This window comes from Desulfohalovibrio reitneri, assembly GCF_000711295.1.
GTDB lineage: Bacteria > Desulfobacterota > Desulfovibrionia > Desulfovibrionales > Desulfovibrionaceae > Desulfohalovibrio > Desulfohalovibrio reitneri.
In genome coordinates, this window is the sequence record NZ_JOMJ01000004.1 from 753,060 (window position 1) to 778,104 (window position 25,045).

General features: G+C 62.7%; 28 protein-coding genes and 1 pseudogene. 17 read left to right on the plus strand and 12 right to left on the minus strand.

Features of this window, described 5'->3' with window-relative positions; all coding sequences use genetic code 11:
- Window positions 1–117 precede the first annotated feature (117 nt).
- Both N911_RS0116100 and N911_RS0116105 read left to right on the plus strand, forming a co-directional pair.
- A complete protein-coding gene (locus N911_RS0116100) occupies window positions 118–510 on the plus strand; it encodes a class II SORL domain-containing protein (RefSeq protein WP_029898956.1) in 393 nt (130 codons plus the stop codon).
- Between the two features lie 92 nt (window positions 511–602).
- A complete protein-coding gene (locus N911_RS0116105; protein WP_029898958.1) occupies window positions 603–887 on the plus strand; it encodes a sll1863 family stress response protein in 285 nt (94 codons plus the stop codon).
- Between the two features lie 124 nt (window positions 888–1,011).
- Here the strand turns inward: N911_RS0116105 and N911_RS0116110 are convergent, their stop codons facing one another.
- Genes N911_RS0116110 through N911_RS17165 form a run of 4 tightly spaced genes read right to left on the minus strand, consistent with a single transcriptional unit; the run spans window position 1,012 to window position 5,593 of the window.
- Window positions 1,012–1,974, minus strand: coding sequence for an L-lactate dehydrogenase (locus tag N911_RS0116110; protein ID WP_029898959.1), 963 nt, complete (start codon window positions 1,972–1,974; stop codon window positions 1,012–1,014).
- Window positions 1,971–4,838, minus strand: coding sequence for a UPF0182 family membrane protein (locus N911_RS0116115; protein WP_051694520.1), 2,868 nt, complete (start codon window positions 4,836–4,838; stop codon window positions 1,971–1,973). Before N911_RS0116115 ends, N911_RS0116110 begins: the two co-directional genes overlap by 4 nt.
- Before the next feature lie 2 nt (window positions 4,839–4,840).
- Entirely contained in the window at window positions 4,841–5,293 is a 453-nt protein-coding gene (locus tag N911_RS0116120) for a hypothetical protein (protein WP_029898963.1), read from the minus strand.
- 60 nt (window positions 5,294–5,353) lie between these two features.
- On the minus strand, window positions 5,354–5,593 hold the full coding sequence (locus N911_RS17165; RefSeq protein WP_035105638.1) for an HU family DNA-binding protein: 240 nt from the start codon (window positions 5,591–5,593) through the stop codon (window positions 5,354–5,356).
- A 275-nt stretch (window positions 5,594–5,868) separates the two neighbouring features.
- On the opposite strand from N911_RS17165, the gene tpx reads away from it, so the two are divergent.
- The 4 genes from tpx to N911_RS0116145 are packed head-to-tail and all read left to right on the plus strand — an operon-like array spanning window position 5,869 to window position 10,088.
- Window positions 5,869–6,384 (plus strand): thiol peroxidase, encoded by a 516-nt coding sequence (gene tpx, locus N911_RS0116130; RefSeq protein ID WP_029898965.1) that lies wholly within the window; start codon window positions 5,869–5,871, stop codon window positions 6,382–6,384.
- A gap of 28 nt (window positions 6,385–6,412) precedes the next feature.
- Complete coding sequence (locus N911_RS18160) at window positions 6,413–6,556, plus strand: desulfoferrodoxin FeS4 iron-binding domain-containing protein (protein WP_029898966.1); 144 nt, start codon at window positions 6,413–6,415, stop codon at window positions 6,554–6,556.
- Window positions 6,557–6,599: 43 nt separating this feature from the next.
- Window positions 6,600–8,852 (plus strand): hypothetical protein, encoded by a 2,253-nt coding sequence (locus tag N911_RS0116140; protein ID WP_035105640.1) that lies wholly within the window; start codon window positions 6,600–6,602, stop codon window positions 8,850–8,852.
- A gap of 6 nt (window positions 8,853–8,858) precedes the next feature.
- A complete protein-coding gene (locus N911_RS0116145; protein WP_029898969.1) occupies window positions 8,859–10,088 on the plus strand; it encodes a glycosyltransferase in 1,230 nt (409 codons plus the stop codon).
- A 58-nt stretch (window positions 10,089–10,146) separates the two neighbouring features.
- Here N911_RS0116145 and N911_RS0116150 read toward each other — a convergent pair whose 3' ends face one another.
- The 3 genes from N911_RS0116150 to N911_RS0116160 all read right to left on the minus strand — a co-directional run bounded on the left by N911_RS0116150 (window position 10,147) and on the right by N911_RS0116160 (window position 11,256).
- Complete coding sequence (locus tag N911_RS0116150; protein ID WP_029898971.1) at window positions 10,147–10,326, minus strand: DUF1328 domain-containing protein; 180 nt, start codon at window positions 10,324–10,326, stop codon at window positions 10,147–10,149.
- Window positions 10,327–10,456: 130 nt separating this feature from the next.
- A complete protein-coding gene (locus N911_RS17170; protein ID WP_035105643.1) occupies window positions 10,457–10,855 on the minus strand; it encodes a cytochrome c3 family protein in 399 nt (132 codons plus the stop codon).
- A 17-nt stretch (window positions 10,856–10,872) separates the two neighbouring features.
- Window positions 10,873–11,256, minus strand: a complete 384-nt coding sequence (locus tag N911_RS0116160) for a hypothetical protein (protein ID WP_029898975.1) — start codon at window positions 11,254–11,256, stop codon at window positions 10,873–10,875.
- A 181-nt stretch (window positions 11,257–11,437) separates the two neighbouring features.
- Here N911_RS0116160 and N911_RS0116165 point away from each other — a divergent pair, with 181 nt between their 5' ends.
- The 3 genes from N911_RS0116165 to N911_RS0116175 all read left to right on the plus strand — a co-directional run bounded on the left by N911_RS0116165 (window position 11,438) and on the right by N911_RS0116175 (window position 14,093).
- Window positions 11,438–13,096, plus strand: a complete 1,659-nt coding sequence (locus tag N911_RS0116165; RefSeq protein WP_029898977.1) for an ATP-binding protein — start codon at window positions 11,438–11,440, stop codon at window positions 13,094–13,096.
- A gap of 118 nt (window positions 13,097–13,214) precedes the next feature.
- Window positions 13,215–13,346 carry a dodecin domain-containing protein gene (locus tag N911_RS17175; RefSeq protein ID WP_237559995.1) on the plus strand — a complete coding sequence of 44 codons (132 nt, stop codon included), beginning with the start codon at window positions 13,215–13,217 and terminating at the stop codon, window positions 13,344–13,346.
- A gap of 18 nt (window positions 13,347–13,364) precedes the next feature.
- Window positions 13,365–14,093: a DUF72 domain-containing protein gene (locus N911_RS0116175; protein ID WP_029898979.1), complete on the plus strand. Its 729-nt coding sequence runs from the start codon at window positions 13,365–13,367 to the stop codon at window positions 14,091–14,093.
- 7 nt (window positions 14,094–14,100) lie between these two features.
- Here the strand turns inward: N911_RS0116175 and N911_RS0116180 are convergent, their stop codons facing one another.
- Together N911_RS0116180 and N911_RS0116185 are read right to left on the minus strand one after the other, a co-directional pair.
- A complete protein-coding gene (locus tag N911_RS0116180) occupies window positions 14,101–14,481 on the minus strand; it encodes a DUF488 domain-containing protein (protein WP_029898981.1) in 381 nt (126 codons plus the stop codon).
- Complete coding sequence (locus tag N911_RS0116185) at window positions 14,478–15,020, minus strand: hemerythrin domain-containing protein (protein ID WP_029898983.1); 543 nt, start codon at window positions 15,018–15,020, stop codon at window positions 14,478–14,480. Before N911_RS0116185 ends, N911_RS0116180 begins: the two co-directional genes overlap by 4 nt.
- A 205-nt stretch (window positions 15,021–15,225) precedes the next feature.
- Here N911_RS0116185 and N911_RS0116190 point away from each other — a divergent pair, with 205 nt between their 5' ends.
- The 4 genes and pseudogenes from N911_RS0116190 to N911_RS0116200 all read left to right on the plus strand — a co-directional run bounded on the left by N911_RS0116190 (window position 15,226) and on the right by N911_RS0116200 (window position 20,078).
- Window positions 15,226–16,701: a BON domain-containing protein gene (locus N911_RS0116190; protein ID WP_029898985.1), complete on the plus strand. Its 1,476-nt coding sequence runs from the start codon at window positions 15,226–15,228 to the stop codon at window positions 16,699–16,701.
- A gap of 6 nt (window positions 16,702–16,707) precedes the next feature.
- Window positions 16,708–18,621: an ATP-dependent zinc metalloprotease FtsH gene (gene ftsH / locus N911_RS0116195; RefSeq protein ID WP_081859296.1), complete on the plus strand. Its 1,914-nt coding sequence runs from the start codon at window positions 16,708–16,710 to the stop codon at window positions 18,619–18,621.
- Window positions 18,614–19,255 (plus strand): annotated as a pseudogene (locus tag N911_RS19215) (DNA-formamidopyrimidine glycosylase family protein); the annotation flags it as partial. The gene ftsH and the pseudogene N911_RS19215, both read left to right, overlap by 8 nt.
- Before the next feature lie 184 nt (window positions 19,256–19,439).
- Window positions 19,440–20,078, plus strand: a complete 639-nt coding sequence (locus tag N911_RS0116200; protein ID WP_029898989.1) for a TVP38/TMEM64 family protein — start codon at window positions 19,440–19,442, stop codon at window positions 20,076–20,078.
- On the opposite strand, the gene N911_RS0116205 is transcribed toward N911_RS0116200, so the two are convergent.
- From N911_RS0116205 to N911_RS0116215, 3 genes are all read right to left on the minus strand, one after another.
- On the minus strand, window positions 20,062–20,502 hold the full coding sequence (locus N911_RS0116205; RefSeq protein ID WP_029898991.1) for a bacteriohemerythrin: 441 nt from the start codon (window positions 20,500–20,502) through the stop codon (window positions 20,062–20,064). The two genes, N911_RS0116200 and N911_RS0116205, sit on opposite strands and share 17 nt — an antisense overlap.
- Window positions 20,499–21,488 (minus strand): PAS domain-containing sensor histidine kinase, encoded by a 990-nt coding sequence (locus N911_RS0116210; protein WP_081859298.1) that lies wholly within the window; start codon window positions 21,486–21,488, stop codon window positions 20,499–20,501. Before N911_RS0116210 ends, N911_RS0116205 begins: the two co-directional genes overlap by 4 nt.
- A gap of 155 nt (window positions 21,489–21,643) precedes the next feature.
- Entirely contained in the window at window positions 21,644–22,294 is a 651-nt protein-coding gene (locus tag N911_RS0116215) for a response regulator transcription factor (protein WP_029898994.1), read from the minus strand.
- Between the two features lie 262 nt (window positions 22,295–22,556).
- Between N911_RS0116215 and N911_RS17180 the strand changes: the two genes are divergently transcribed.
- The 4 genes from N911_RS17180 to N911_RS0116235 are packed head-to-tail and all read left to right on the plus strand — an operon-like array spanning window position 22,557 to window position 24,836.
- On the plus strand, window positions 22,557–22,835 hold the full coding sequence (locus tag N911_RS17180) for a phage regulatory CII family protein (RefSeq protein WP_035105646.1): 279 nt from the start codon (window positions 22,557–22,559) through the stop codon (window positions 22,833–22,835).
- Between the two features lie 15 nt (window positions 22,836–22,850).
- On the plus strand, window positions 22,851–23,228 hold the full coding sequence (locus N911_RS0116225) for a response regulator (RefSeq protein WP_029898998.1): 378 nt from the start codon (window positions 22,851–22,853) through the stop codon (window positions 23,226–23,228).
- Window positions 23,228–24,367 carry a sensor histidine kinase gene (locus tag N911_RS0116230; protein WP_029899000.1) on the plus strand — a complete coding sequence of 380 codons (1,140 nt, stop codon included), beginning with the start codon at window positions 23,228–23,230 and terminating at the stop codon, window positions 24,365–24,367. Before N911_RS0116225 ends, N911_RS0116230 begins: the two co-directional genes overlap by 1 nt.
- Complete coding sequence (locus tag N911_RS0116235; RefSeq protein WP_029899002.1) at window positions 24,360–24,836, plus strand: response regulator; 477 nt, start codon at window positions 24,360–24,362, stop codon at window positions 24,834–24,836. The genes N911_RS0116230 and N911_RS0116235 overlap by 8 nt, the downstream gene beginning before the upstream one ends.
- The last annotated feature ends 209 nt before the right edge of the window (window positions 24,837–25,045 follow it).

Genomic DNA, 25,045 nt, shown 5'->3' on the forward strand with positions numbered 1-25,045 from the left:
CGGTGTGTCCCAAGTCCAGCGGGAAAATCGGTGAAATGGCGCAAAGCCCTCACTCTCCCTTCGTGAACCAGCCACGCCGGCGGGCGTGCGCGGTAAAACGGAACAGCGGGAAGAATCATGAAAATCGGAGAATTGTACAAGACCGCGGACTGGAAGAGCGAAAAGCACGTCCCGGTGATTGAATGTCCGGACAGCGTGGCCAGGGACGACTTTTTCCAGATTACGGTTTCTCTGGGCAAGGAAGTGGCCCATCCCAACACCACCGAGCACCACATCTCCTGGATCGAGGTGTATTTCATGCCAGAAGGGGAAAAATTCGTGCAGCAGGTTGCCCGGTTCGAGTTCAGCGCCCACGGCCAGTCGGTGGAAGGCCCAAACGAGGGGACGGTGTACACCCACCACACCGGCACCTGCTCAATGAAGACCGGCAAGCCGGGAACCATTCTCGCCACGGCCTATTGCAACATCCACGGCCTTTGGGAGAATTCGAGGAAGATCGGGATTTCGTGAATCCAAGGAGAACCTGGAGCGCCCCCCGCGTGCCGATCCCATCCCCCTGAACCCGGGGGCGCTCCTTTTCCTGAAACCGCGACGGAGATGGCATGCAGGAAGACGACCCCCGCATAAAGAACCTCGAGGACAGGCTGCGCCAGTGGCGGGCGAAGCTATCCGAACTTCGGAGCAAAGCTGACGCCGCCGAAGCCGAGACGCGAATCGAGTGGAGATCGCGGATTCGGGACCTTGAGGCCAAGCGGGACGACCTGGAGCAGCGAATCCGCAGATACAAGGAGTCGGGCAGCGATGCGGCCGAGGAATTGCGCACGGGGGCGGAGAAGGCGGCCAAGCAGCTCGGCCAGGCCCTGAACAAAGCGCTTTCCAGATTCTGAAGGATTTCCCTGAACCGCTCATTCCCCCGACGGAAGCGTCCTGTTCTCCCCCTGGCGGACGCTTCCCTTCTCCGGCCCCCTTCTTCACCGTGGAAGGGGGCCGTTTTTCTTTTCTGTCGGTGGCTCAGGCGTAGCCGGCGCTCTCAATCTGCTCGCGGATTATGGCGGCCGAATGTTTGAGCTTCTCCGCCTCGTCGTCAGCCAAGGTCGCCAGAATCTGGCTCTCCACGCCCTGCGCGCCGACCACGCTGGGCAGGGAGAGGCAGACGTTCTCCAGGCCGTAGTATCCTGAGACGAGGCTGGATACGGTCAGCACGCTGTGCTGGTTGTTGAAGACGGCCTCGGTGATGCGGGCCATGGCCAGGGCCACGGCGTAATAGGTGGAGCCCTTGCGCTTGATGATCTCGTAAGCCGCCCGCCGCACCTTCTCCTCGATGGTGTCGCGGATGTCCAGCAGGCAGGACTTCCGGCAGGTTGGGCAGAACTCGTGCAGCGGCGTGCCGGCTATGTTCACCCGGCTCCAGACCGCGAACTCCGAATCCCCGTGCTCTCCGATGATGTGGGCGTGGACGCTTCGGGGGTCCAGGCGGCAATGGTTGGAGAGCAGGTAGCGGAAGCGGGAACTGTCCAGAACCGTCCCCGAGCCGATGACTTGCCCTGGCGGCAGGCCTGACTCCTTGAGGGCGACATAGGTCAATACGTCCACAGGGTTGGAGACAATGAGCAGGATGGGATCGTGATTTTGCTCCATGACCCGGGCAACCACCTCGCGCATTATCTCGGCATTGCGCCGGGTGAGGTCCAGCCTGGTTTCGCCGGGTTTCTGCGAGGCTCCGGCCGTGATGACCACCAGTTGCGCGCCGCGGCAGAGCTCGTAGCCCCCCGCCTCCACCTTGGCCGGCTGGGCCAGGGAGAGTCCGTCGTTGATGTCCCTGGCCTCGCCCTCGGCCCGCTCCCTCGAGCGGTTTATCAGCCCCATCTCGTGGACGAGCCCCTTGATGGTCAGCACATAGGCGTAGGTCGCCCCCACATCTCCAGTGCCGATTACAGCCACGCGGGAGGCGGAGACATCCGCCGCCTGGCTCATGGCTGCCGCTCCGATGTCGCGTTGGCGGATGCGAAACGCGAATCGAGGGACTGGATGGCCGACTCCAGTCGGTCCAATGCATTGGCCGCGCCCTGGTAGTCGCGCCTGCCAAAGGAGTCGAGGTATCGCTGAAAGGCCTCGGACGCTCGGCCCACAAGCTCCCGTACGGTATCGTCCTCCGCCGCGGATGGAGCGGAAAGTCCGGGGAGGGCGGTTCGATCCGTGGCAGCTGGGGGGGGACCATCACCGAACAGGCCGCGCAGGGCCTCCTCGAAGCTGTCGGCGTAGCTTAGATCGTCGCCGTGCATGACGGCCACAAGGCGCAGCTCGGGATAGGCCGCGGTCTCGGCCTGCAGATAAATGGGCTCCACGTAGAGCAGCGTCTGGTCCACAGGGATGGCCAGCACGTTGCCCCGAATAACCCGTGAACCGCGCTGGTCCCACAAGGAGAGCTGGCTGGAGAGCCAACGGTCCTGGTCGATCTTTGTCTCCACCTGCTGCGGCCCGAGCACGCGCTTTTCCTTGGGGAACTTGTAGGCCAGGAAACGGCCGTAGTTCTCGCCGTCGCACATGCCCGCGATCCAGCCGATTAGAACCTGGCGGTTTTTGGGAGTGAACGGCTGGATAAGCACGAACTCCAGCTCCTCCTCGCCGGGAGGACGCCACATGATGTAGTAGGGCTGCACCGGCTGCACTTGGCCGTAGTACTTTTCCGTGGCCCGCACCCACAGGTCCTCCTGGTTGTAGAACACCGCCGGGTTGGTCATGTGGTACTTGGCGTAGACCATGCCCTGCAGCAGCAGCATGTCCTGCGGGTAGCGGACGTGCTTCTCCAGGTTGTCCGGCATCTCCGAGCGCGGCTTGAACAGGCCGGGAAAGGCGTTGTCCCAGGCTCGGATGAGGGGGTCGTCCGGGGTAAAGACATACAAATCCACCGAGCCGTTGAATGCGTCCACCACCACCTTGACCGAGTTGCGGACGTAGTTGACCCGCTCCGGCCCAGGCCCGCCGCCTTCCGCCCGGCGGAAGAACGGCCCCTGCCTGGGGTCGCGCACCGCTGTGGGTTGCCCGCCGAAGGCGAAGGGCTCGCTGTACGGGTAGTCGTCCGAGGTGGTGTAGGCATCGAGAATCCAGTACATGCGGCCTTCGGAAAGCACCGTGTAGGGGTCGTCGTCCAGGTGGAGGAATGGGGCCAGCGTCTGGACACGTTCCCGGACAGTGCGGCGGAAGAGGATGCGGCTCTCCTTGGTCGGGTAGCCCGAGAGAAAGAGCTTGGTACCGTCGAACTTCCAGCCGAAAAGGAACTTGCGCCACAGGTTGGACAGCTCCACGCCGCCTGTGCCCGGGTAGTCGATGTAGGCGTTCTCCTCGCCCTTGGGGTAGTCGAACTCCTGCTCGCTGGAATTGGCGATGACGTGTTCGTCGGTCAACTCGCCGTAATAAATCTGGGGTCTTTTCACCTCCAGCTCCGGGTGGGTGCTCACCGGCGGAATGTCCTTGATGAGCAGGTCGGGCAGGCCCTGGGGGGTGAACTCGCTGACCCCGGTCATGGTCAGGCCGTAGCCGTGGGTGTACTTGAAGCGGCGGTTGACGAATGTCTGGCTGCCCTCGGGCAGGTTGTCCACTTCCATTTCCCTGGCTGAAACCATGACCTGACGGTAATCGCCGCCGAAGTGGTAACGGTCGATGTCCACATCCACGAATTCGTAGTAGAGGCGGATTTCCTGGAACTGCTTGTAGACCGAGTCCAGGGCCCGCCAATCCCACAGCCTGATGTTCGCGAACAGGTCGCGGTTATTATCCACCGTGGCTTGGGTGAATCCTTCCTTGGCGGGGAACTCGCGCTCCTCCACCCGGTCCAGCCCGAAGGCCTTCCTGGTGAAGGCGATGTTGTGCTCGATGTAGGGTTCCTCGAAGGTGATTTCGTTGGGCTCCACCCGCAACCATTGGAACGCGCCCGGTAGCACGTCGCCCAGGCCGATCCACAGGACGGCCATCACCGCACCGGTGGCGGCCAGCCCCTTGAGCAGGGAGGGCAGGGGGAGCGGGAGGCGGTCGGTCAGCCGCAGCATTTTTTGCCTCGCCGGACCGATGAGCAAAACAGCCCCGATAGCCATGGCGGCCAGGCCGAGGAGCAGCAGGGAGGGCATCCGGATGTTCACATCGGTCCAGCCGGCCCCGTTCACCGTGCCGAGGCTGGAATGCAGCAGGTGGTAGCGTTCCAGCAGCCGTCCGGCGCCCAGCACCAGAAGGAAGGCCCCGGCGCAGCGGGCCAGGGGCAAAGGGGAGGCGGCCGGGGCGATGATGGCGTCTTCCATGGCTCGCTCGCGCGCGTCGCGGAAAGAGAAGAAGGCGCTGCCCGCCAGGCTGAAGAGGGCGGTGGTGAAGAGCAGGCGGACAAGTGCGTCCAGCAGGGGCAGGCTGAAAAGGTAGAAGGAGACAGGCATGCCCAGAATGGGGTCCATCTCCGGCGTTTCAGCGCGATTGAGAAAGAGAAGGATGGTTTCCCAGGAAGCCGCTCCCCAGAACAGTCCGGCCAGGCCACAGGCTCCGGCGGTGACCCCCCTTGGCCCGGCCAGGGGCCCCAGCCCGGAGGTCAGTCCCAGGCTGATGAGCAGGGCGGCGGCTCCGCCCCCCAGGGCGGAAAGCCATTGGGCGAGGAATACGTCCCAGAACCTGGCTTCATAGCCCAGCGACTCGAACCAGAGAAATTCGCCCCAGAACCCCATGAACCAGAACAGGAACAGGGTTCCGAGGCCGAGAATCACTCCGGTGGCGAGCCTCCCGCCGGACCCGCGGGCCTTGCCCGTGGCCACCAGAAATCCCGCCACGGCCATGAGGGCCAGGAATATGGCGATATACATGGCTAGGAGATGTCCTCCCAGTCTTCGCCCTCGGGGATGAATTCATCGGACGGTGCCACCGTGGTGCCGTCCTCGACGCCGTCGAAGGTTTCCTCGTCCGTCTTTTCGCCGTACAGCAACTCCTGCTCTTCGTCGGTCTCCTCCACTTCAAGGCCGGGGGCGTTCTCCCTGCGCTGCCAGGCGGTCGGGTCGATGCGGATGGCGTTGTCCACGATTTCCAGGTCGAGCGTGTCCTCCAGAAGCTGCCGAAGAACCGCCAGGCCGCGGTTGGACGGCAACGATCCCTCCAGCAGGAGCTTACCGTCCCGGGCCTCGATCCGCAGATCACGCACCTCGACGCGTCCGTCGGCGATGATCTTGTCCAGCACCGCCTTGGGAAGCTCCGCGTCGGTCATGCCTTCCAAGGGACCGGTGGGGACCGTGCCTCTCGGCGTTTCGGGATCGGTGGGGGGCATTCTCTCTCCTTGTATTCTCTTGCCGGAGGGGCCGGGAGCCAAAACCCCCGGACCGCCCCGTTATTCGTTGATGGAATCCATGAGCCTGCGGTCGGCAGCCAAGACCACGTCCTTGCCCTGCGGGCCCGGCTCCACGCGGAATTCGCCTATGCCATGCAATTCTACTGTGTCGCCGTTTTTCAGTCCCCGGTCAATGGCCATGAACACGGCGTCCATGGCGCGCTCCGCGTCGTCCGCGTCGGCCAGCACTTTGGGCATGGCGTCCTGCGGGGCGTTGATGAAGCCTTTCTTGTCGATCATGTTTGCCTCTTGAAAAGGGGTTTTTGGTAGGAAAGAAAAGTGTCCTTTTCCGATTTGTCCAATTGAAGGCATAATTGGATGGGGGGCCAGGGGGGAAAAGGGGGACTTACCAGTGAGGAACGCCGCCCACCCGTTTCTTCCCCGCGCTTTCCCCTGTGGCGTGTCCGTGGAAAGCGGTTAGGAGCATGAGAAGGACACGGACGCGGTTGACCTTCCGACGTTGTGGTGAGACAAACTGAAGCAAGTATCTCTCATTCCCTATCAAGGAGAGCGACATGAACGAACGCAGCGGCGCAGTGACATTCCAGGGCGATCCTCTGACCTTGCTGGGCGACATGCCCAAGCCGGGGGACAAGGCCCCCGAGTTTACCGTGTTGAGCAATTCGCTGGAGGCCAAGAGCCTGTCCGACTTCAAGGAGCAGGTGCTCATCGTGGCGGCCGTGCCCTCGCTGGACACCTCGGTTTGCTCCCGCGAGGCCAGGACGTTCAACGACAAGGCGGCGGGGCTGCCCGCGGAGACGCGCATCCTCATCGTGAGTATGGACTTGCCCTTCGCCCAGGCCCGCTGGGCCGACGAAGCCGGGGCGGACCGCATCACCACGCTCTCCGACCACAAGGAGGCGTCATTCGGAACGGCCTACGGCGTGCTGGTCAAGGAGTTGCGCCTGCTGGCCCGCTCGATTTTCGTCATCGGACCCGACCGCACCATCTCCCACGTGGAACTGGTGGGCGAGATGACCGACGAACCGGACTACGAGGCGGCCCTGACCGCCGCCTCCAAACTGGGCTGATCCCCACGAACAAACCAAGGAGGCTGCAATGGCTACGAGCAAGGGTGAAGTCTACAAGTGCGAGGCTTGTGGCAACGTTGTCGAGGTCAAGCAAGGCGGGGGAGGCGATCTTGTCTGCTGCGGCGAGAACATGAAGCTCCTCAACGCCGAGGAAGCCAAGCAGTACGGCTAGCCAAACCGGGGCCCGGGCGACCGGGCCCCTTAAGCGAGGATACATGCTGCTCCGATGGATTCCGTGGAATTTCATCATCAGGAAGGCCGCCAAGCACCACGGCATAATCGACCCCGCTTCGGTGATGGCCAAGGTCCGCAGTTTCTCCCAGCCCTCGGAGGTGAAGGAACCCATTGAGCTCCTGCGGGCGGGAATCATTTTCCAGGCACGCGGATTGGTCAACACGAGGGCAATACAGTTCAACCTCGACTGGGTCTGGCCCTACTGGGTGGAGCGACAGTTCAACCCGGAGGACCCGTCCTTCATCCCGCGCGCCTACTCCTTCACCCACATCAACCTCACCCAGCGCGACTGGAGCGCCGTGGGGCTGCCGGACGTGCCGTTGTACCCCATCGTGGACCCGCGCGGGTTGGTCACGCCGCTGTATGACGGCTGGTCGCTGGATTTCTGGGTTCTGGGCGACGACGGCCGCAGACTCCTACCCTCCAAGCTGGACGAGGTGGAGCAGACGCTGGGCATGGAAGACGCCTCCGTCCGCACCGATTGCGTTGACAGCGGCATGCGGGTGTCCTCCACGGCTCGACAGGTCATGGACGGGGGGAAGCCCCGGCTCCTGGTGGATTTGCTGGGCGAAAGCGAAGTGGACGGCTGGCTGGCGGTAACCTTGCGCCCCTACAACCCGGAAGGGGTGCGCTTCATTGAGAAGGTGGAGTGCGGGGCCGGACGCGACTCCTGGCTGGTGGACGGCGAGGAGGAGATTCATTTCGGCAAGGTGCCGGATAAGATGCTGGTTTCCTCCTTCGACGAGGGAGACGTGCTGCACAAGGTCGACCACAAGGCGGAGGGAACCTCCGGAACCTGCCGGGTGGGCATGGTCAGCGCGGCGGCGCTGTTCCGCCTGAAGGCTGGCAAGCCCCGCGAAATGCGACTGAAGATATCTCTGGAAAGCGACCTCAAGGAGCACTACCCCGAGGCCAGGCCCAGGGGAGAGACCTGGTCGGGGATTCTCGAAGAAACCGCCGGGCTGGACATTCCGGACGAGCGCGTCAAATACGTCTACGACAGCGCGGTGCGAACGCTCGTCATGCTTTCGGCGCACGAGATCGTGCCCGGTCCGTACAACTACCGCCGGTTCTGGTTCCGCGACGCCGCCTTGATGCTCAACGCGGTGCTGGCCCTGGGGCTCGGCGGGCGCGCCGAGCGCATCCTCTCCATGTTCCCCGAGCAGCAGCGCCGGGACGGCTACTTCCGTTCCCAGGAAGGGGAGTGGGACTCCAACGGCCAAGTGCTGTGGATTTACGACCGATTCCAACGCCTCACCGGGCGAGGTCTGGACGAAAAGACGCGGAAGGCGGTGCGAAAAGGTGCCGAGTGGTTCCGCAGCAAGCGCATAACCAATCGTCCGGGCAACCCGGAGAACGGGTTGCTTCCCGCGGGATTCAGCGCGGAGCATCTGGGGCCCAATGACTACTACTACTGGGACGATTTCTGGGGCGTGGCGGGACTGCGCTGCGCCGCGCGGCTCTTGGAAGGCCACGCCGGAGAGGACGAGATCCGCTCCTGGCGGGACCTGGCGGACGAGTTCGAGGAGACGATCTGGAATTCCGTGAAGCAGAGTCCGGGATTCCGGCGCAGGGGGGGCATCCCGGCGTCCCCCTACCGGCGCATGGACGCGGGAGCCATCGGCTCCATGGTGGCCGACTACCCCTTGCAGCTCACGGACACTGAGCACGAGGCCATGAACGTCACCCTGGAGTATCTGCACGCCAAGTGCTTCCACAAGGGCGGCTTTTTCCAGGACATGGTCCACTCCGGCATGAACGCCTACCTCACCTTCGCCATCGGCCAGAGTTTCCTGCGGGCAGGGGACAGGAGAGTGGACGACATCGTCCAGGACATGGCCCGGCTCGCTTCACCCACCGGGCATTGGCCAGAGGCCATCCATCCCTTCTCCGGAGGCGGCTGCATGGGCGACGGCCAGCACGGCTGGGCAGCGGCCGAGTGGATCATGCTCATTCGAAACCTCTTCGTGCGCGAGGAGTGGGAGAAGCTCGTCCTGGGTGCGGGCATCCAGCCGTCTTGGATGAAGTCGGGCGAGCCCATCGCCTTCGGCCCCACGCTGACGCCCCACGGCAGAGTTGCCGTGCGGGTGGATCACGGGGACGGCGGGCCGGTTTTCCACGTGGACGCGGTCTGGCGTGAAAAGGCGCCGGAGATGATTATCGCCGTGCCCGGCTACAAGCGGATCAAGGTGGACCCGTCCGTGGAAAGCTACGTCCTCGAGCCGGAGAAATAGCGGTCGATGCGCCAGCCGCTCACCGTCTGCGACGTGGTGCAGACGTACAGCCCCATCAGCGGCGGGGTGAAGAGCTACGTCAACGACAAGCGCGCCTTCGTGGCCGGACGGGAGGACCTGCGGCAGATTCTGGTCATCCCCGGCGAGAAGAGTTCCAGGCATACGGAGGAACGGACCACCACCTACCACATAGCCTCCCCGCGCCTGCCCGGCTCCAAGAGTTACCGGCTGCTGATCAACAAGGCGGCTGTGGACCGCATCGTGGCCAGGGACAAACCGGACGTCATCGAGGTTTCCGACGCCTATCAGCCCGCCTGGTTCGCACTGTGGGCCGGTGGGAACCTGGATATCCCCGTGGTTGGCTTTTACCACTCCGACTATCCCCGCTCCTACGGCCGCGACCTGGAGCGCGGTCTGGGGTCGGACACTTTGGGAGGCGTGGTCACGGACGCCATCGAGGGCTACCTAGCCTCCCTGTACAACAAGATGGCCGCCACCATCACTTCAACCAAGCTCTTCGAGTCACGGCTTAGGGACATGGGCGTGGAGCGGGTCGTCCGCGTACCCCTTGGCTGCGACACTGATGTCTTCCGGCCCCTGGATTCCCGGGCGAAGGTGCTGGACAGGCTTGGGTTGCCGCTCGGGACGTACCTGCTGCTTTTCGTTGGCCGGTTCGCCCCAATGAAGAACATTTCCGCCCTGCTGGCAATGATGGAGGAGTTCGGCGAGGGGGAGCGCCCGGTACATCTGGTTCTCACCGGCGACGGGGAGGATGCGGAGGTGGTGCGGCGGGCCGCGGAGAGTCGGGATGACATCACCTGGATTCCCTACGCCTCGGACCGCGAGGAACTGGTCGAAGTCTACAGCGCGGCTGATTTATTCTGCAATCCTGGCACGCACGAGACTTTCGGCCTGGTCTCGGTGGAGGCCCAGTCATGCGGCACCCGGGTGTTGGGCGTGAAGGATGGCGGCATGGGGGAAACGCTGGAAGGGGAGGAGTCGCTCATCGAAGCCGACGCGCCGGAGGCAAAGGCACTGGCTGATGCCGTGCGCCGCATCCGGGCCCTGGGCGAAGGGGAAGAGTCGCGGCGCCTGAGGCGGGAGCGCATGAAGCGGAGGTTCTCTCTGCAAAGGAATTTCCGCCGCCTCTTTCGTTTGTACGACCATGTTCGCCGCCGGGAGTCGGTGGAACGTTTTCCCACCCCCGAACAGGACGAATCATTGCCCGAGGTGTAGCTGTTTCGCCCCGCCGCGATTCGCGCCGAGGCGTTTTGTTTGCTCTGCCAAGCAAGCGTCAGGGCACTCTCGGCCCCCGCCCCCGGAATACTCCGAGGATGATGACGGCCAGGAAGAGGATGAGGAAGACGAAGAAGAGCACCTTGGCTATGGAGGCGGCCGCGCTGGCCACCCCGCCGAAACCGAGCAACCCGGCGACTATGGCCACCACCAGGAATATCAAAGCCCAACGCAACATAGTTTCCTCCTCGTATTCTCCGCTTGAGCCGAACAACGCCAGCGGCTTCACCTGGTCGGCCCGTCGTTCCCTTACGCTTCAGGCCGTAGCCGGGGGCACGCGTTCGGTTCGGCGATTGGCCGTGGCCGGATCAGCCGTTTTTGACATGGCATTCCATGCACTTCACCGGACCGTGCTTCTTGTCGGTCTGTGAGCGGTCGTTGTGGCAGCCCAGGCAACTGATTTGGCTCGTCCGCTCATGGAAGGCGGCGTAGAAGGAGCCTTCGCCCTTTTTGGCAACCATGTCGGAATGGCAACCGGAATCGGAGCAGCCCTTGATTTCGCTCATGCCGTCCCAGGTGTGGTGGCACTGGGTGCAGTCCAGGTCGCTGTGGGGAACGTGGTCGAACTCCACCCGGGCCATGCGCAATTCGGCGTCTTCCGGAACGGCCACCTGACCGGCGGCCGGGGGTTGCGGCTGTGATTCTCCCATGGCGGGCAGGGCGGGAAGCAGGAACAGGGCCAAAGCGATGAGTGCGAGACGGGACACGGCGTCCTCCTTTGCTGTTAGGTGATGTAGTAGGCTAGGATCAATAGTACTAGAATCAGGGTTAGGCTCAAGGTGTAGACGTTTCCCGCGGGGGGTGGCGTGGAGTCGCTCCGACGTCCTTCCTGGCGGAACGTGTTGGATCCCTTCTTTCCAGGGGGCGGGCCGATGGCCGCCAAGAGCAGAAAGGCCACCAGCCCGGTCATGAGAAAGGGGAAGAAGAAAGCGTCCCAAAGCTTTGGACCAAAGGGCGTGAGCCACACTCCGCCGGCCCAGGTAACGAGAAAGACAAGCAGGACCAGGCCGAGTGGATGGGGGCGGCCGGGATGGCGGAAAGCCCTGGAAAAGACCAGGACGACCACCAGAGCGACCGCGAGGGCGAAAATGAAATGCGCCAGAACCATGCAAGCTCCCCGTGTTCGATTTAGTTGGTTTATGTCAAAATGGCTCGGCCACTCGTCCTTCAAAAGGGGACGGGGAGGGGACTTTTCGGGGAGCTACCCGAAACCCGCCCCCTTTCTCCCCTGTGGAATGTGAAGGGGTGGTTGCTACATAGTATCGGAAGCATCGCTACCGGAGGCGTACATGGCGAGGGATGAATCATCGGAAGGCAAGAATGAATTGAACATGCTGGCAGAAATCAGCCATGAGATGCGAACCCCGATGAATGCCATGCTGGGAGAGATCCAGATCATGCTGGCGGATGAGTTGCCCGAGCGGCAGCGTGGACGACTGGAACGGATCCGTGTGGCCGCCTCCAAGATGAGCAGCATGATCGGCGACATTCTGGATCTTTCCCGGGCCGAGGCTGGGCGATTGCGGCTTGAGCGTCGCCCCTTCGATCTGCTGCGGGTGGTGGATGAGGTCGTCGGCCTGTTTCGCCCCCTGGCCGAGAAAAAGGGTCTGCGCCTCCAGCTGGACACAGGGGAGCAGGTGCCGCAATACGTGCGGGGCGACGCCAGAAGATTGAGCCAGATTCTGGAAAACCTGCTGGACAACGCCATCAAGTACACCGACGAGGGCTCGGTGAGTCTTGGTGTGGAATCGGCCACCACGGGCGAGACGCGCCGCGATGGAAGTCCCGGTCCCATCTCCCTTCTTTTCCGCGTCTCCGACACGGGGCACGGCATCCCCCACGACAGGCAGCGCGAGATATTCAAGAGTTTTCGGCGCGGTGAGGAGGAAGCAGGGTCCAGTTCCGGCTTCGGGCTGGGCCTGAGCATCTGTCGGGAACTGGTGAACATGCTGGGGGGGTACATCTGGCTGCAGAGCAAGCCGGGCGAGGGCACCACCTTTCTATTCACCGTAACCCTGGAACCGGCCGAGGCCGACGAGGTGGAGTCCGCCCCGGAGGGTGGCGGTGCCATCGACCTGCGACCGGACGGCCGCTCCCTGCGCGTGTTGCTGGCCGAGGACGATGAGATGAGCCGCATGTTCCTCTCCGACTACCTCACTTCCCGGGGACACTATGTGGAGACGGCCACGGACGGCAGGCAGGCCGTGGCCCGTCTGGAGGATTGCGACTACGACCTGGTGGTCATGGACGTGAAGATGCCCCGCATGGACGGCATCGAGGCCACCAGGCGCATCCGCCAGGGCAGGACCAAGGAGGCCAATCGCAAGATGGCCATCATCGGCCTCAGCGCCAAGGTGGACGATGAATCAAGGAGGCGTGCCCTGGATGCGGGGATGGACGCCTACATGGTCAAGCCGGTGGATCTGGCTAATTTCCAGGCCAAGCTTCAGGACTTGACCAGCCTTGGCGTCCGAGAGGCGGATGAAGATGTCTCCCGCAGGGAGTGCGCTCCCGGTGGGAAACCTGAAGAGGAACCGGAGGGAGTTGAAACGCCAGACGCCGCGGAGGCCGCCGCGAGCGGGGGGGGGCATGGGGAGGACTTGCTCCCCACGCTGGATGAAGGCGGGGTGTTGAAGCAGTACAAAGGGAAAAAGGAACTCTTTTTGCGCATGGTGGACGCCTTTTCGGAGCAGTGCGACGAGAAGCTGGGCGTTATCGGCCAAGCCCTGGAAGAAGGCGACATGGAAAAAGCCGAGGATGAGGCCCATTCACTCAAAGGGGCTTCCCGTCTGCTGGGCGCGGAGGCGCTCGGAGAGTTGGCCCGGACCATGGAAGATTCCGCCCGCGAGGGGCGGAAGGACAAGGCCAGGGGAGCTTTCGACCGGGCCATGCGCGAAGCGAACACCGCCTTGAAGGCCATGAAGGATTTCACGGATCAGCTTGAATGAGACAACGAGACGGCCCTCGGGTCGTCCAAAGCGGCACGGAGGTGTCCATGTCGATCGTGAAGGTCATCGAGGTTCTGGCCCAGTCAGAAACGAGTTGGGAAGACGCGGATAGGACGCCGTGCAGTCCACCGCCGCCACTGTGAAAGACATCCAATCCGTCTACTGTCAGGACTTCCAGGCCGTGGTGGAGAATGATCAGGTCACCAAGTACCGGGTCAACTGCAAAATCTCCTTCCTGGTCCACAGGTAGGAATGGTGCGCCGCCGGGATGACCCTGGGCGCTGCCTTTGTCGGCACCTCCGGGTGGAGCTACCCGCACTGGCGGGGAACCTTCTATCCCGGCGGCCTTCCTCGCGATGAGGAACTCGCCTTCTGCGCCGAGCGCTTTGGCGCGCTGGAGATCAATAACACGTTTTACAGTCTGCCTGGTCGCGAGGCCGTTCTGGGTTGGCGCAAGGCAGTGCCCAAGGGCTTTCCATTCGCGGTCAAGGCGTCACGTTATTTGACCCACATGAAGAAGCTGAAGGACCCGCGCCAGGGGGTGGACAGCTTCTTCGCCGCTGTGGACGCACTCGGTCCCAATCTCGGACCGGTTCTGTTCCAGCTTCCCCCCAACTGGCGGGTCAACATCAAACGGTTGCGGGCATTCCTCGATGCCCTGCCCGACGGACGCCGCTTCGCCTTCGAGTTCCGTGACACGAGTTGGATCACCGAAGAAACCCTTGATCTGCTGCGGGAAAGGAAGGCCGCATTCTGTATCTACCATCTGGCCGGTTATTTCTCGCCAAAGGAGGTCACGACCGATTTCATTTACATCCGCCTGCACGGTCCCGGCGACAAGTACCAGGGCTCCTATCCGGAGCGGGACCTGGCGGACTGGGCCGGGGCCATTAGTGCCTGGACCGCCGAAGGGCTGGACGTCTACTGTTTTTTCGACAACGACCAGGAGGGCTACGCGGCCCACAACGCCGCCCGCTTGGCGGAAATGATTTCCTGATGCCTGGTCAGTCCTCCATTTTTCCAGCGAGAAAATCACGCAACGCGGCGGCGTTGTTGTGTTCGCGGTCCTTGGCGGCGTAGAGCAGGGTGACGCCGCCGCTTCCGGTCGCCCGCGCGAGCTCCTCCATTTTCCGCTCTTTCTCCGAGGATTGAAGCTCTGCCCGGTAGCGCTGGCGGAAGCCGCCCCATTTGTCCGGGTCGTGGCCGAACCAGCGGCGCAGCTCCGTACTGGGAGCCAGCTCCTTGGCCCACTCGTCCAGTTGCGCCTCCTCCTTGCTTACGCCGCGGGGCCACACCCGGTCCACGAGGACGCGCAGGCCGTCCCCTGGTTCCACCGGGTCGTGGATGCGCTTGATGCGAAGGCCGGGCCGACCCCTTTCGTTCACGTGAACTTCTCCCGCAAGTCGTCCACCACGCTTTGGTACTTGTCATACAGCACGTCCCGGGCCACGTTGTGGTATTCGGCGAGCATGGAGTCCATTTCGTCCCGGCTGAAATAGTCCATGACTTGATGGAAGAAATCCCTGTCCTCGGTGCGGATGTGGCGGGGGTAAAGCCGCACCAGTTCACGGAGGGAGATGCGGATGTCCTCGAAGGCGAGTTCCGGCTCGTTGCCGAACGCCTTGGCCGAGGATCGCAGGCGGGAGACCAGCTCGCGGCCCAGTTTATGGTCTTCCTCCAGCCCGTTCATGATTTCCTTGTGCTTTGGGCTGATATCTTTCTTTTTCAATTCTCTGAACAGGATTCGCTCTTCCTTTCCGTGGTGCAGGGCATCGGCGTACACTGATAGGAAGTCGGCGCATTGCATGGCGAAATGGATGTCGGGCTCGCCGCCGCAATCAAGCCGGTCGGCCTCCCTGCCGATGAGGTCGACCATCTGCTCGATGAGGCGGTGTTCCCACATGAGGGGGCCGATCGGTTGCATGGTATCTCCCAGGTTGCGGTTCGACGGCATTTTCTTCCTTGTGCCTTCGGTTCAGGTTTTTTGACAGGGGACGAGTAGGGGAGGTGTTGGTTACGTCCGGCTTACCCGATAGGTCCCCGAATCGCCCCCTTCTCTCCTTTCGCCGTTCGAACGACTGTGGCAGGAATGAAAATTGGTCCTGAATTCAACCGCAAGAGAGGGTTGCGTGCGCCACGCCATACTGTTCCCGCTCCTTGTTCTGCTTTCCGTTCCCGCCGCATCCCCGGCCTCCGGGGATGGCGGACTGCCGGACGAACGCATCGCCCGGGCCGTGGAGCGCACGTTGGAGCGCGACCACGGCGTGGAGTCGCATTTGATGGATGTCTCGGTCCGCTCCGGAGTGGTCCGGGTCTCCGGCGTGGCCAACGACCTGCTCTCCAAGCACAGAGCCACGCGGGTCTCCCGGACCGTCAAGGGCGTGCGGACCGTTGTCAACACGGTGCGCGTTTCCCCGCTGCTTGGCCGTGAGGACGGCGAGATCCGTTCGGACGTTCTGCGGGTCCTGTCGGAGAATCCGGCCACCGAAGCCTTCGAGGTCGAGGTCGAGGTGAAGGATGGCCGGCTCGAACTGGAGGGCCGGGTGGAGTCTTGGCCCGAACGGCATATCGTGGAGCGCCTGGTGATGGATGTGGAGGGTGTCGGCTCCATTGAAAACGGCATCGAGGTGAAACCTGAGGTCAAGCGGTCTGACGAGGAAATAGCCGCTGACGTGCGCAGGGCCTTGAAGTGGAACCCCTGGGTTATGGAGGAATCCATCGAGGTGGAGGTGGAAAACGGTGAAGTGGAGTTGACCGGCAGGGTCGGCAGCGCGGACGAGCGATACCGGGCGTACGAGGAAGCCCTGGTCACCGGCGTGACGTCTGTGGAGATGGAGGCGCTCATGGTGGACTGGCGTGGCGGAGAGCAACTGCGCCGGCAGCGGGAGGTCCCGCCCCGGTCGGATGACGCCGCCATCGAACGTGCCATTGCCGACGCCTTTTTTTTGGACCCAAGGCTTAAGTCGTTCTCCCCTGTCGCGGAATCCCGCGAGGGTGTGGTAATTCTGACCGGAACCGTGGGCACTTTGGACGCCAAGCGGGCGGCGGAGCAGATCGCGCGCAATACGCGGGGGGTTTGGTCGGTGGAGAATCACATCCGCGTCCGGCCGCTGGATCGCCCCGGCGGCGAGGAGCTGGCCGAACGGGTGCGGCGGGCTCTGGAAACGCAATCGCGCCTGGATCCGGGCGAGGTAACGGCCAAAGTCGAGGGCGGCATCGTGCGCCTGCGCGGCATTGTTGACACGGCCTATGAAAAAACGCTGGCCGAGGAGGCGATCGCCGGCCTCTCCGGCGTAATCGAGGTGCGCAACGCCATCGAGGTGGCGGACGAAAGCGGAGACGCCGCCTTGGACTACGAATTGTTGAAAGACGTGCAATCGGAATTGTGGTGGGACCCGTATGTGGACAGCGAGGAAGTCGATGTTTCCGTTGAGGGCGGACGCGTGATCCTTCATGGCGAAGTCGACACCTGGCTGGAGTGCGAACTCGCGGAGGAAAACGCCTACCAGGCCGGAGCCGAAACCGTGGTCAATCGCGTCAAGGTTGAATCCGGCCCTGGTGTGCCCATTCCCGGTGTCTCCAACGCCACGGAACCCGTAAAGTGAGGAAAAATGGCTGATTTCAAGGGGAGGAAGACCCCCGGGCAGCAAGCCGCGGGCCCAGGGGGGTTCTGGAGGATTGTCCTCATTATTCTGGCCGCTTGGCTGGCCATGAACCTGTTGACAGGGGGGAGGAACGAACCGCTCATCGACTACACCATGTTCCTGAACCAGGTGGAGCGGGGAAACGTGGAATCCGTGACCCTGGAGGGAAGAGAGGTCACGGGCGTGTTCAAGGAGCCGGTTCAGATTGGTGATGCTCCGGCGAACGGAGCCAAGCCCGCGAAAAACGAGCGCTTCACCACCCACGTGCCGGACTTCGGCGACGACGACCTGCTTTCCACCCTGCGGGAGCAGGGTGTCTCGGTGAAAACTCTCCCGGCCAGGGATCGGGGCTGGTTCTGGTACCTCGTCATATCCTTCCTGCCGCTTCTGCTCATCGGCGGCCTGATTTACATGCAATACCGCCGCATGCAGGGCGGGGGTGGCGGCGGAATGTTCAACATCGGAAAGAGCAAGGCCCGCCGGGCGGAGCCGGAAAAGCAGAAGACAACCTTTGACGACGTGGCCGGGGCGAAGGGCCCCAAGAAGGAACTCGAGGAAATCATCAACTTCCTCAAGGACCCCTCGGCCGTGCGCAAGCTGGGCGGGGAGGTTCCACGGGGCATGCTCCTGGTCGGTCCGCCGGGCACTGGCAAGACGCTGCTGGCGCGCGCCGTGGCGGGAGAGGCCGGAGTGCCCTTCTACCACATCTCCGGCTCCGACTTCATGGAAATGTTCGTGGGCGTGGGCGCTTCGCGCGTGCGCGATCTGTTCAAGGAGGCCAAGAAGAACGCGCCGTCCATCGTCTTCATCGATGAACTGGATTCCATCGGCCGCCGCCGGGGAGCGGGCCTTGGAGGCGGGCACGACGAGCGCGAACAGACCCTCAACCAGCTTCTGAGCGAGCTGGACGGCTTCGAGCCCAACGAGGATGTCATCGTCATGTCCGCCACAAACCGTCCGGACATTCTGGACCCGGCGCTGCTGCGTCCGGGCCGGTTTGACCGCCGGGTGAGCGTGCCCATGCCCTCGGTGGATGAGCGGGAGGAGATTCTCGACATCTACGTCCGCAACAAGCCTCTGGCCGATGATGTGGACCTGCGGCGACTGGCCAGTTCCACACCCGGTTTCAGCGGTGCGGACTTGGAGAACATACTCAACGAGGCTGCCCTGCTGGCCGCACGGGCTGAGCGCGAGGAAATCGCCAACAAGGACATCGAGAACGCGCGGGACAAGGTCATGATGGGGCTGCAGCGCCACGGCCTGACCATGACCGAGGAGGAGAAACGCATCGTGGCCTTCCACGAGGCGGGCCACGCCATGACCGCCGCTCTCCTGCCCAGGGCCGATCCGTTGCACAAGGTTTCCGTCATCCCGCGCGCCCAGTCCATGGGCGTCACCCAGCAGTTTCCGGAGCGGGACCGCTACATCTATCGCAAGGAGTATATGCTGGACCGGTTGGCCGTGATGATGGGCGGCCGCGCCTCGGAAATGCTCGTCTTCGGCACGGCCACCAGCGGGGCGGGCAACGATCTCCAGCAGGCCTTCAAGCTGGCCCGCCGCATGGTCCTGAGCTGGGGCATGAGCGAGAAGTTCGCCCACATGGCCATGGGGGGACCCGAAGGGCAGGTGTTCCTGGGCGAGGAGATCGCCTCCCGCCGTGAGTACAGCGACCAGACCGCCACGGAAGTGGATCTCGAGGTCAAATCCCTTCTGGACGAGGCATACCAGCGAGCGCGGGAGTGCATTGAGGACCATCGGGAAGAGCTGGACAAGATAGTCGAGGAGCTGCTGGACCAGGAGGAGATTCCGGGCAAGAGAGTGCTGGATATCCTGGGGGTCGAGAAGCAGCCGCCCAAGGAGGCGGAGAGGCAAGATGCCTGAACTTCCCGATCTGCTCCATTTCAAGAAATACCTGGACGCCACCGCGTTGCATAAACGCATCGAGGATGTCCTGGTGCTTGACGAGGCCGTTCTGGAGGGGGTCTCCCCCTCCGGACTGGCCGAAGCGCTCACCGGGCGAAACCTGATGGAGAGCCGGGTTTGGGGCAAATACCTGTTCGCCGGGCTGGACCAAGGCGGCTGGCTGGTGCTGCATTTCGGTATGACCGGCTTTTTGAGCTATCACAAGCAGCCTTCGGGCGACACGGACCACACCAAGTTGGTGCTGGTGCTTGAGAACGGGTACCGCCTGGTCTACGATTGCGCCCGCAGACTGGGGCGGATAGCCCTGACGGATGATCCCGGAGCTTTTGCCGAAAGCAAGGAACTGGGCATCGACGCCTTGTCCGACGACCTGACTCCAGGGCGTTTCGAAGAGTTGCTGCTGGGGCGCAGGGGGCGGCTGAAAAGCCTGCTGATGAACCAAAAGGTGTTGGCGGGCATCGGCAACGTCTATTCGGACGAGATTCTCTTTCAGGCCGGACTGCATCCCGACATGAAGGCGGGGGACGTCCAGGGCGAAACGGCGCGGAGGCTGTTGCGGGTCATGCGTCGGGTGCTGCGTGAGGCGGCGGAGCGGGGGGCGGACCCCGAGCGGTTTCCGGACACGTGGCTGACGCCGCGCAGAGAAGAGGGCGCGGACTGTCCCGGCGATTGTCCGGGAAAGGTCCGGCGGATCGTGATTTCGGGCAGGGGGGGCCTACCTCTGCCCGCAATGCCAGAAAGGGGCCTGATACCCGGCCCCAAGCAGGGAGTACCGGGTGGATCGGGGCGAGAAGATCAAGATCGTTTTTTTTCTGGCGGCCGTGGCCGTCCTGGCCCTGGCCATGGGCTATCTGTTTCTGACGTACGGTCCGGAGCAGACCTTGCGGTTTCTTGTGGATCAGGACAGCCACACGGCCTTGTTCGCGGTGCTGCTGGCCGTGCTGCCCGTGCTCGGCTTTCCCTTAAGCGTGCTGCTGCTCATGGCCGGGGTGAAGATGGGTTTTTGGTGGGGAATGGCGCTCTTCGCCGCCCTGGTCCCCCTGCACATGCTCCTGACCCACCTGCTGACCCACACCTTCATAAGGGGGCCGCTGGAATACATCCTTGCCAAGTACTCCAAGGAAATGCCCCTTATAGCCCGCAAGCGAGCGATATTCTTCGTGGTCATCTTCACAGGGTTTCCGGGACTGCCCTACGCGGTCAAGAACTGCTTTCTCTCTCTCAGCAATATTCCCCTGCCTGTCTATCTGTTGGCGGCCTGGCCCATGCACGTCGTGCTGGCGGCTCCTTTCGTGGGCGTGGGAGGCTCGGCCGCGCGTGCGGACTGGCGGCTGGGCCTGCTCTTCGCCGTTCTGCTGGTTGTGGTCTATTTTCTGGGCAGATGGCTCAAAGCCAAGTTCAGCAACGATTCTTGATCCGGCTGGAGCGCAGGTGGGAGGCCATGGGCAGGTCGTGTCCCAGGATGTGGTTGATGAGCCACTCCCTGAGCAGGCAAAGCAGTTCGTCGGGGTCGATCGGCTTGCCTTCGTCGTTGAAAATGTTCAATTGCTCAACAATGCCGAGAATCTGGGCGTGCTCCCTGGCGTGTCTGGCCAGCTCCGGGTACCCGGCGGAGGCCATGATCCGTTCCTCGGCTCGGAAATGGTCGCGGGTGTAGACCCGCAGTCTGCGTAGAATCGGGTCCACCAGGTACGCTCCTTTGCCGGCGCGAACCGTCTCCAGCAGATCGTTGGCAAGCTGGATGAGTCCCTTGTGCTGTTCGTCGATTTCCGTATGCCCGGTGGACAGCTTTTCGTTCCATGCCAGGCTTGGAGCGCATCGCTTCTTGTCGCCGTTCAATGGTCGACCTCGTTTTGCTTCGCGGGCATTACGGCGTTGATTTCCACTCCTCCCCGATTCATTTCCCGCACGAGCAGGTAGCCGGACACCAACTCCAAACGCTCGCGCATGGTTTCCAGTCCGAGACTGGCCGGGGACTCGCGCGGATCGAAACCGGAGCCGTTGTCCCGGATTGTCAGGAGAATTTCGCCTCCCTTCTCTTGCAATGAAATGTCGATCTCGTCCGCGTCGCTGTGCCGCCGGATATTGTTCAAGGCCTCCTGGAGCACGCGAAAGAGAACAATCTTCCGCGTATCGTCGAGGTTCTTGTCGTCAAAGGACGTGTCGTTCGAAATCATCACGTCGCCGTCCAGGTCGTTCACATATTCGCGCACCAGGTAGTTGATGGCCGCGGAAAGGCCCAGATCGTCGAGATGCGTCGGACGCAGGCCCATGACGATGCGGCGTGTTTCCGCCATGCATTCCCTGGCCGAGGTGATGGCGTGCCGGAGCAGCTCGCGTCCGGCGGGTGAGAGCGTGTTGCTCTGATCCACCAACGCGGCCTCCAGGTTCAGGGTCAGGGCGGAGAGGTTCTGGGCCACGGAGTCGTGCAAGTCCCGGGCGATCCGCATGCGCTCGTCTTCCTGGGCGTAGAGCGCTTTGGCGGTAAGCCGCTTGAGGTCGGCGTCCCGCTTTACCCGCTCCGTGATGTCGCTGATCCGGAGGGCAAGCAGGGAGGTGCGACCGGTTCGGCACGGGATAGGAACCACCTCCGCCTGGATCCACTTCACTTCTCGTTTGGTGTTGATGATGCGGAAGCAAAAATCCCTAGGGGCTGCGACACGGATATCTTCAGCCTCAAGGTCTCCCCGGTCTTCCGGGTGAACGAACTCCGCAAGGTGTTTCCAATGCAAGGGGAATCGCTTTCGCGAAAATCCGAGAAGATCCCAGAGTCCTGGCGAGGCGTGCACCAGCTCCCCCCTCTCCGGATCAAACAGGAGGAACATACCGTGGAGGCCGTCTAGCACTCGGCGCAGCCGCCGCAGACAACTTCGTATCTTTCGTTCCGAAGGAAGTGGCCCGGCCGAGGCGCTTCCGGTGGGAATACCGGCGAAGCGGGGGCGTTTGCGGTTTAGGCGCCCAACAGGGGGGAAGCGCCGCTTTAGCGACCGTTTTCGTAGCAGCGCCACGCCTTGGGGATGTCCCGAACGCTTTGCAGGTTGAATTTCCTGACGATATTGCTCTTGTGCTTTTCCACCGTCTTGACGCTGATGTGCAGTCGTCCCGCCAATTCCTTGTTACGCAGACCCCTCCCTGCCAGTCGGAAAACCTCCAGTTCCCGCTCGCTGAGAGTCTCGATTGGGTCGCTGTTTCCGGGGCCGTACCTGGACTGCAGGAACATGGAAACCACCGTGTCCGCGATGCCGGGAGCCAGGAATATCTGCCCCCGGTACACGGTGCGTACGGCCTGGTGCAGGGACTCGGTATCCAGGTCCTTGAGTACGTAGCCCAGAGCGCCCGCGTCCAGCGCGGAGGTGATGTACTCGTCCGCGGCGTGGACGGTCAGGGCCAGCACTTTGGCATCCGGCGAAGCCCCGCGAATGGCCCGGGTGGCCTCAACGCCCCCGATGCCCGGCATGGACAGGTCCATAAGTGTAACGTCCGGATTGAGTTCCTTGTGCTTGGCTATGGCTTCACGGCCGTTGGCCGCCTCACCGATGACGTCGAACTCCAGAGAACGCTGAAAGAGGGATTTGAGTCCCTCCCGCACCATGAGATGGTCGTCTACTATGAGGAGCGTAATCGGAGGCATGACGGTTACTCTTCAAATATCTCATATGGAATGTACCTTCAAGCCTGGGGTATGCCCATTATTATTTTTCATGGTTGCTTGCCCCTTGGCAAGGGGCGCCGCATTCTTTCCCTACCGTCCGCCCGGGTTCCCCCATGAAAATATCAGGGCCCTCCCCAATATGCCTCCTCCGAAAAATCGAGATAATGCACCAATGGCTGTGAGAAACGCCTCCTCAAAAGGCCGGGGGGCTCAGGCAGATGGACGTTTTCAGGAGGGAAGCATGAAGGACACCATCACCAGCATCATTCACCAGCACCTTGTGGAAAGGCACCGGGGCAAGGCCCGGACCATCGCCGCCAAGATCGGCAAACCCTACCCCACGCTCATGCGCGAGTTGAACCCTTGGGACCAGGGAGCCAAACTTGGAGCGGACACGTTCGTGGAGATTCTCAAACAGACCCGTGACGCGGATACTCTGGCCTACATCGCAAAGGAGCTTGGTTATTCCATCAGCCCGCTGGAGCAGAGCGATGAAACCTGCATCTCGCAGCGCGGGTAAATGGAAGGGGGGAGCATGCGCCGAATTCTTATCGTCGATGACCATCGGGAGGTCCGCAAATTGGTGGACACCACGCTCTCCGGCAGCGGGTGCGAGGTGATTCAGGCCGACAACGGGGCCAGCGCGGTGGAGATCGCCAGACGCGACCAACCCGGGGTCATTCTCATGGACGCCATGATGCCGGGCAAGCTTGACGGCTATGAAGCCACGCGTCTCATCAAGGGCAATCCCGAGACCAACGGGTGCACCATCATCATGCTGACGGCGAGGGGGCAACTGTCGGACAAGGAGGAAGGGGCCAAGGCGGGGGCGGACTACTACATGATCAAGCCTTTCAGTCCACTGGAGTTGTTGCAGCGGGTGGAGACCATATTCCGCGAGGCCGAGTCGTGATGCATGGCGATTCAAGCGGCATAGGAGTGGATTCTGCGCTGGGCAGCGAGCAGGTCCTGGCCTACGCCCAGGATTTCGCGCGGGTCTGCGGCATGGAACGGGAGCGCCGTCGGGAACTCGAACGGCGCAACGCGGAATTGACGGCCATAATTGGGGCCATGGGCGAGGCGGTAGTGGTGACGGACGCCTCCATGCGCATTGTCTGGGCCAACCCGGTGGTGGAACGCATGGCGGGCTGTCCGCTTGCCGGTGAGGGGCTCTCCAAGGCGCTTCCCGAGGGGCAGCGGAGCCTCCGGCTGCTCGAGGAACTGGCCTCGACGGGCAAGGCGGACACGGAACTGGAATACGGCAAACGGGTCTATTCCGCCCGCGCCCGACGCTTCGATGAACAAGGCTGCGTGGTGGTCTTTACGGACATGACGGCGCGGCGCCGCGCGGAATCCATGAAGAACGAGTTTGTGGCCCTGCTTTCCCACGAGCTGAAGACGCCTCTCAACGGTATTCTCGGCTTCTCCGAGTTGCTGCGGGATGATGACGTCCCGGTGGAGGAGGTCAAGGAGTACTCAGGCTACATCCGCCGGCAAGCCAAGCAGATGCAGGAGACCGTGGAGAGCCTGCTGCGTTTCGCCGATCTGCACGGCGGCAGGATAGAGACTCGCAGTGATCAAGTCTCTGTCTTCAGCGCCGTCAAGGCTGCCCGCGACCAGGTCAAGGAGGAAGCGTCGCGCCGCAAGGCGTCTCTGCAACTGCGGCTCGTCGGCCCCGAGCCGAAAGTGCGGGGCAACCCCGAACTGCTGACCGATCTGTTCCGGCACCTGCTGCACAACGCAGTGGTCCACGCGGGAGGGATCATTCGTGTGGAGACCCAGCGGGACGGCGACTCAGTGCGTGTGGGCGTGTCGGACAACGGCCCCGGCATCGCCGAGGAGGACATGGACTGGGTGTTCCAGGGATTCTGTCAGGAGCAGGAGTTCCTCACCCGGGCCTGCCAGGGTCTCGGCTTGGGGCTGACCTTGGTGAAGCAGATCTGCCAACTGCACGACGGGGAAGTGGCCCTGCGAAACAGATCGGGAGGCGGACTTTGCTGCGTGGTGGTTCTGCCCCTGCCGGGAGAAGAAGAGGTTGAATCCAATGGATGACGTGCTGCAGCTCATCAACAACGGGGAGATCATCAAGCCGGTGCTGCTGTTGGTGGATGACCAGCCGGCCACTAGAAAGCTCGTGAAAACCTCGCTCAAGGACGCCATGTCCGGTTTCTTCAAGACCATCGACGTGACCAGCGTCAAGGGAGCCATACGCTCCATCGAGGAGCAGGAAACGTCCGGTTACGGCATCAGTTTCATCATTCTCGACTACACGTTGGACGATGGCCATTGCCTGCCCATCCTGGAACACATCCGGGAAAGGGGCTACAGCCACATCAAGGTCATGTTGCTGACGGGCAACGACGACACCACCGTGCTCAAACGGCTTCTTGGCTATCCCAACGTGGTCTCGGCGGTCATCAAGCCGTTCACCATAGACAAGCTCCGCCGGGAGTTCATCCTGCATGCCTGCGCCTCGGGCGACGAGAACTGCACACTTGTCTGCCGCAACTGCAACATTTGAGGCTTGAAAGCCAGGGCGCGTCCCGTGAATACCGAACATGGCCGCAGGCCGCGTTTATTCCGGCGTTCGAGCGTGTTCTTGGCCGCGGCCGGTTTTTCGGCCTGGCCGGAATGGGCGCGGGCGGAAGGTGGCGCGCTAAGCCGGGCGCTTCTTTTCGCAGACTACGGCGCTGTCTTGCCCTGGCTCCTGGCGATCGCCACGGTTTTCTT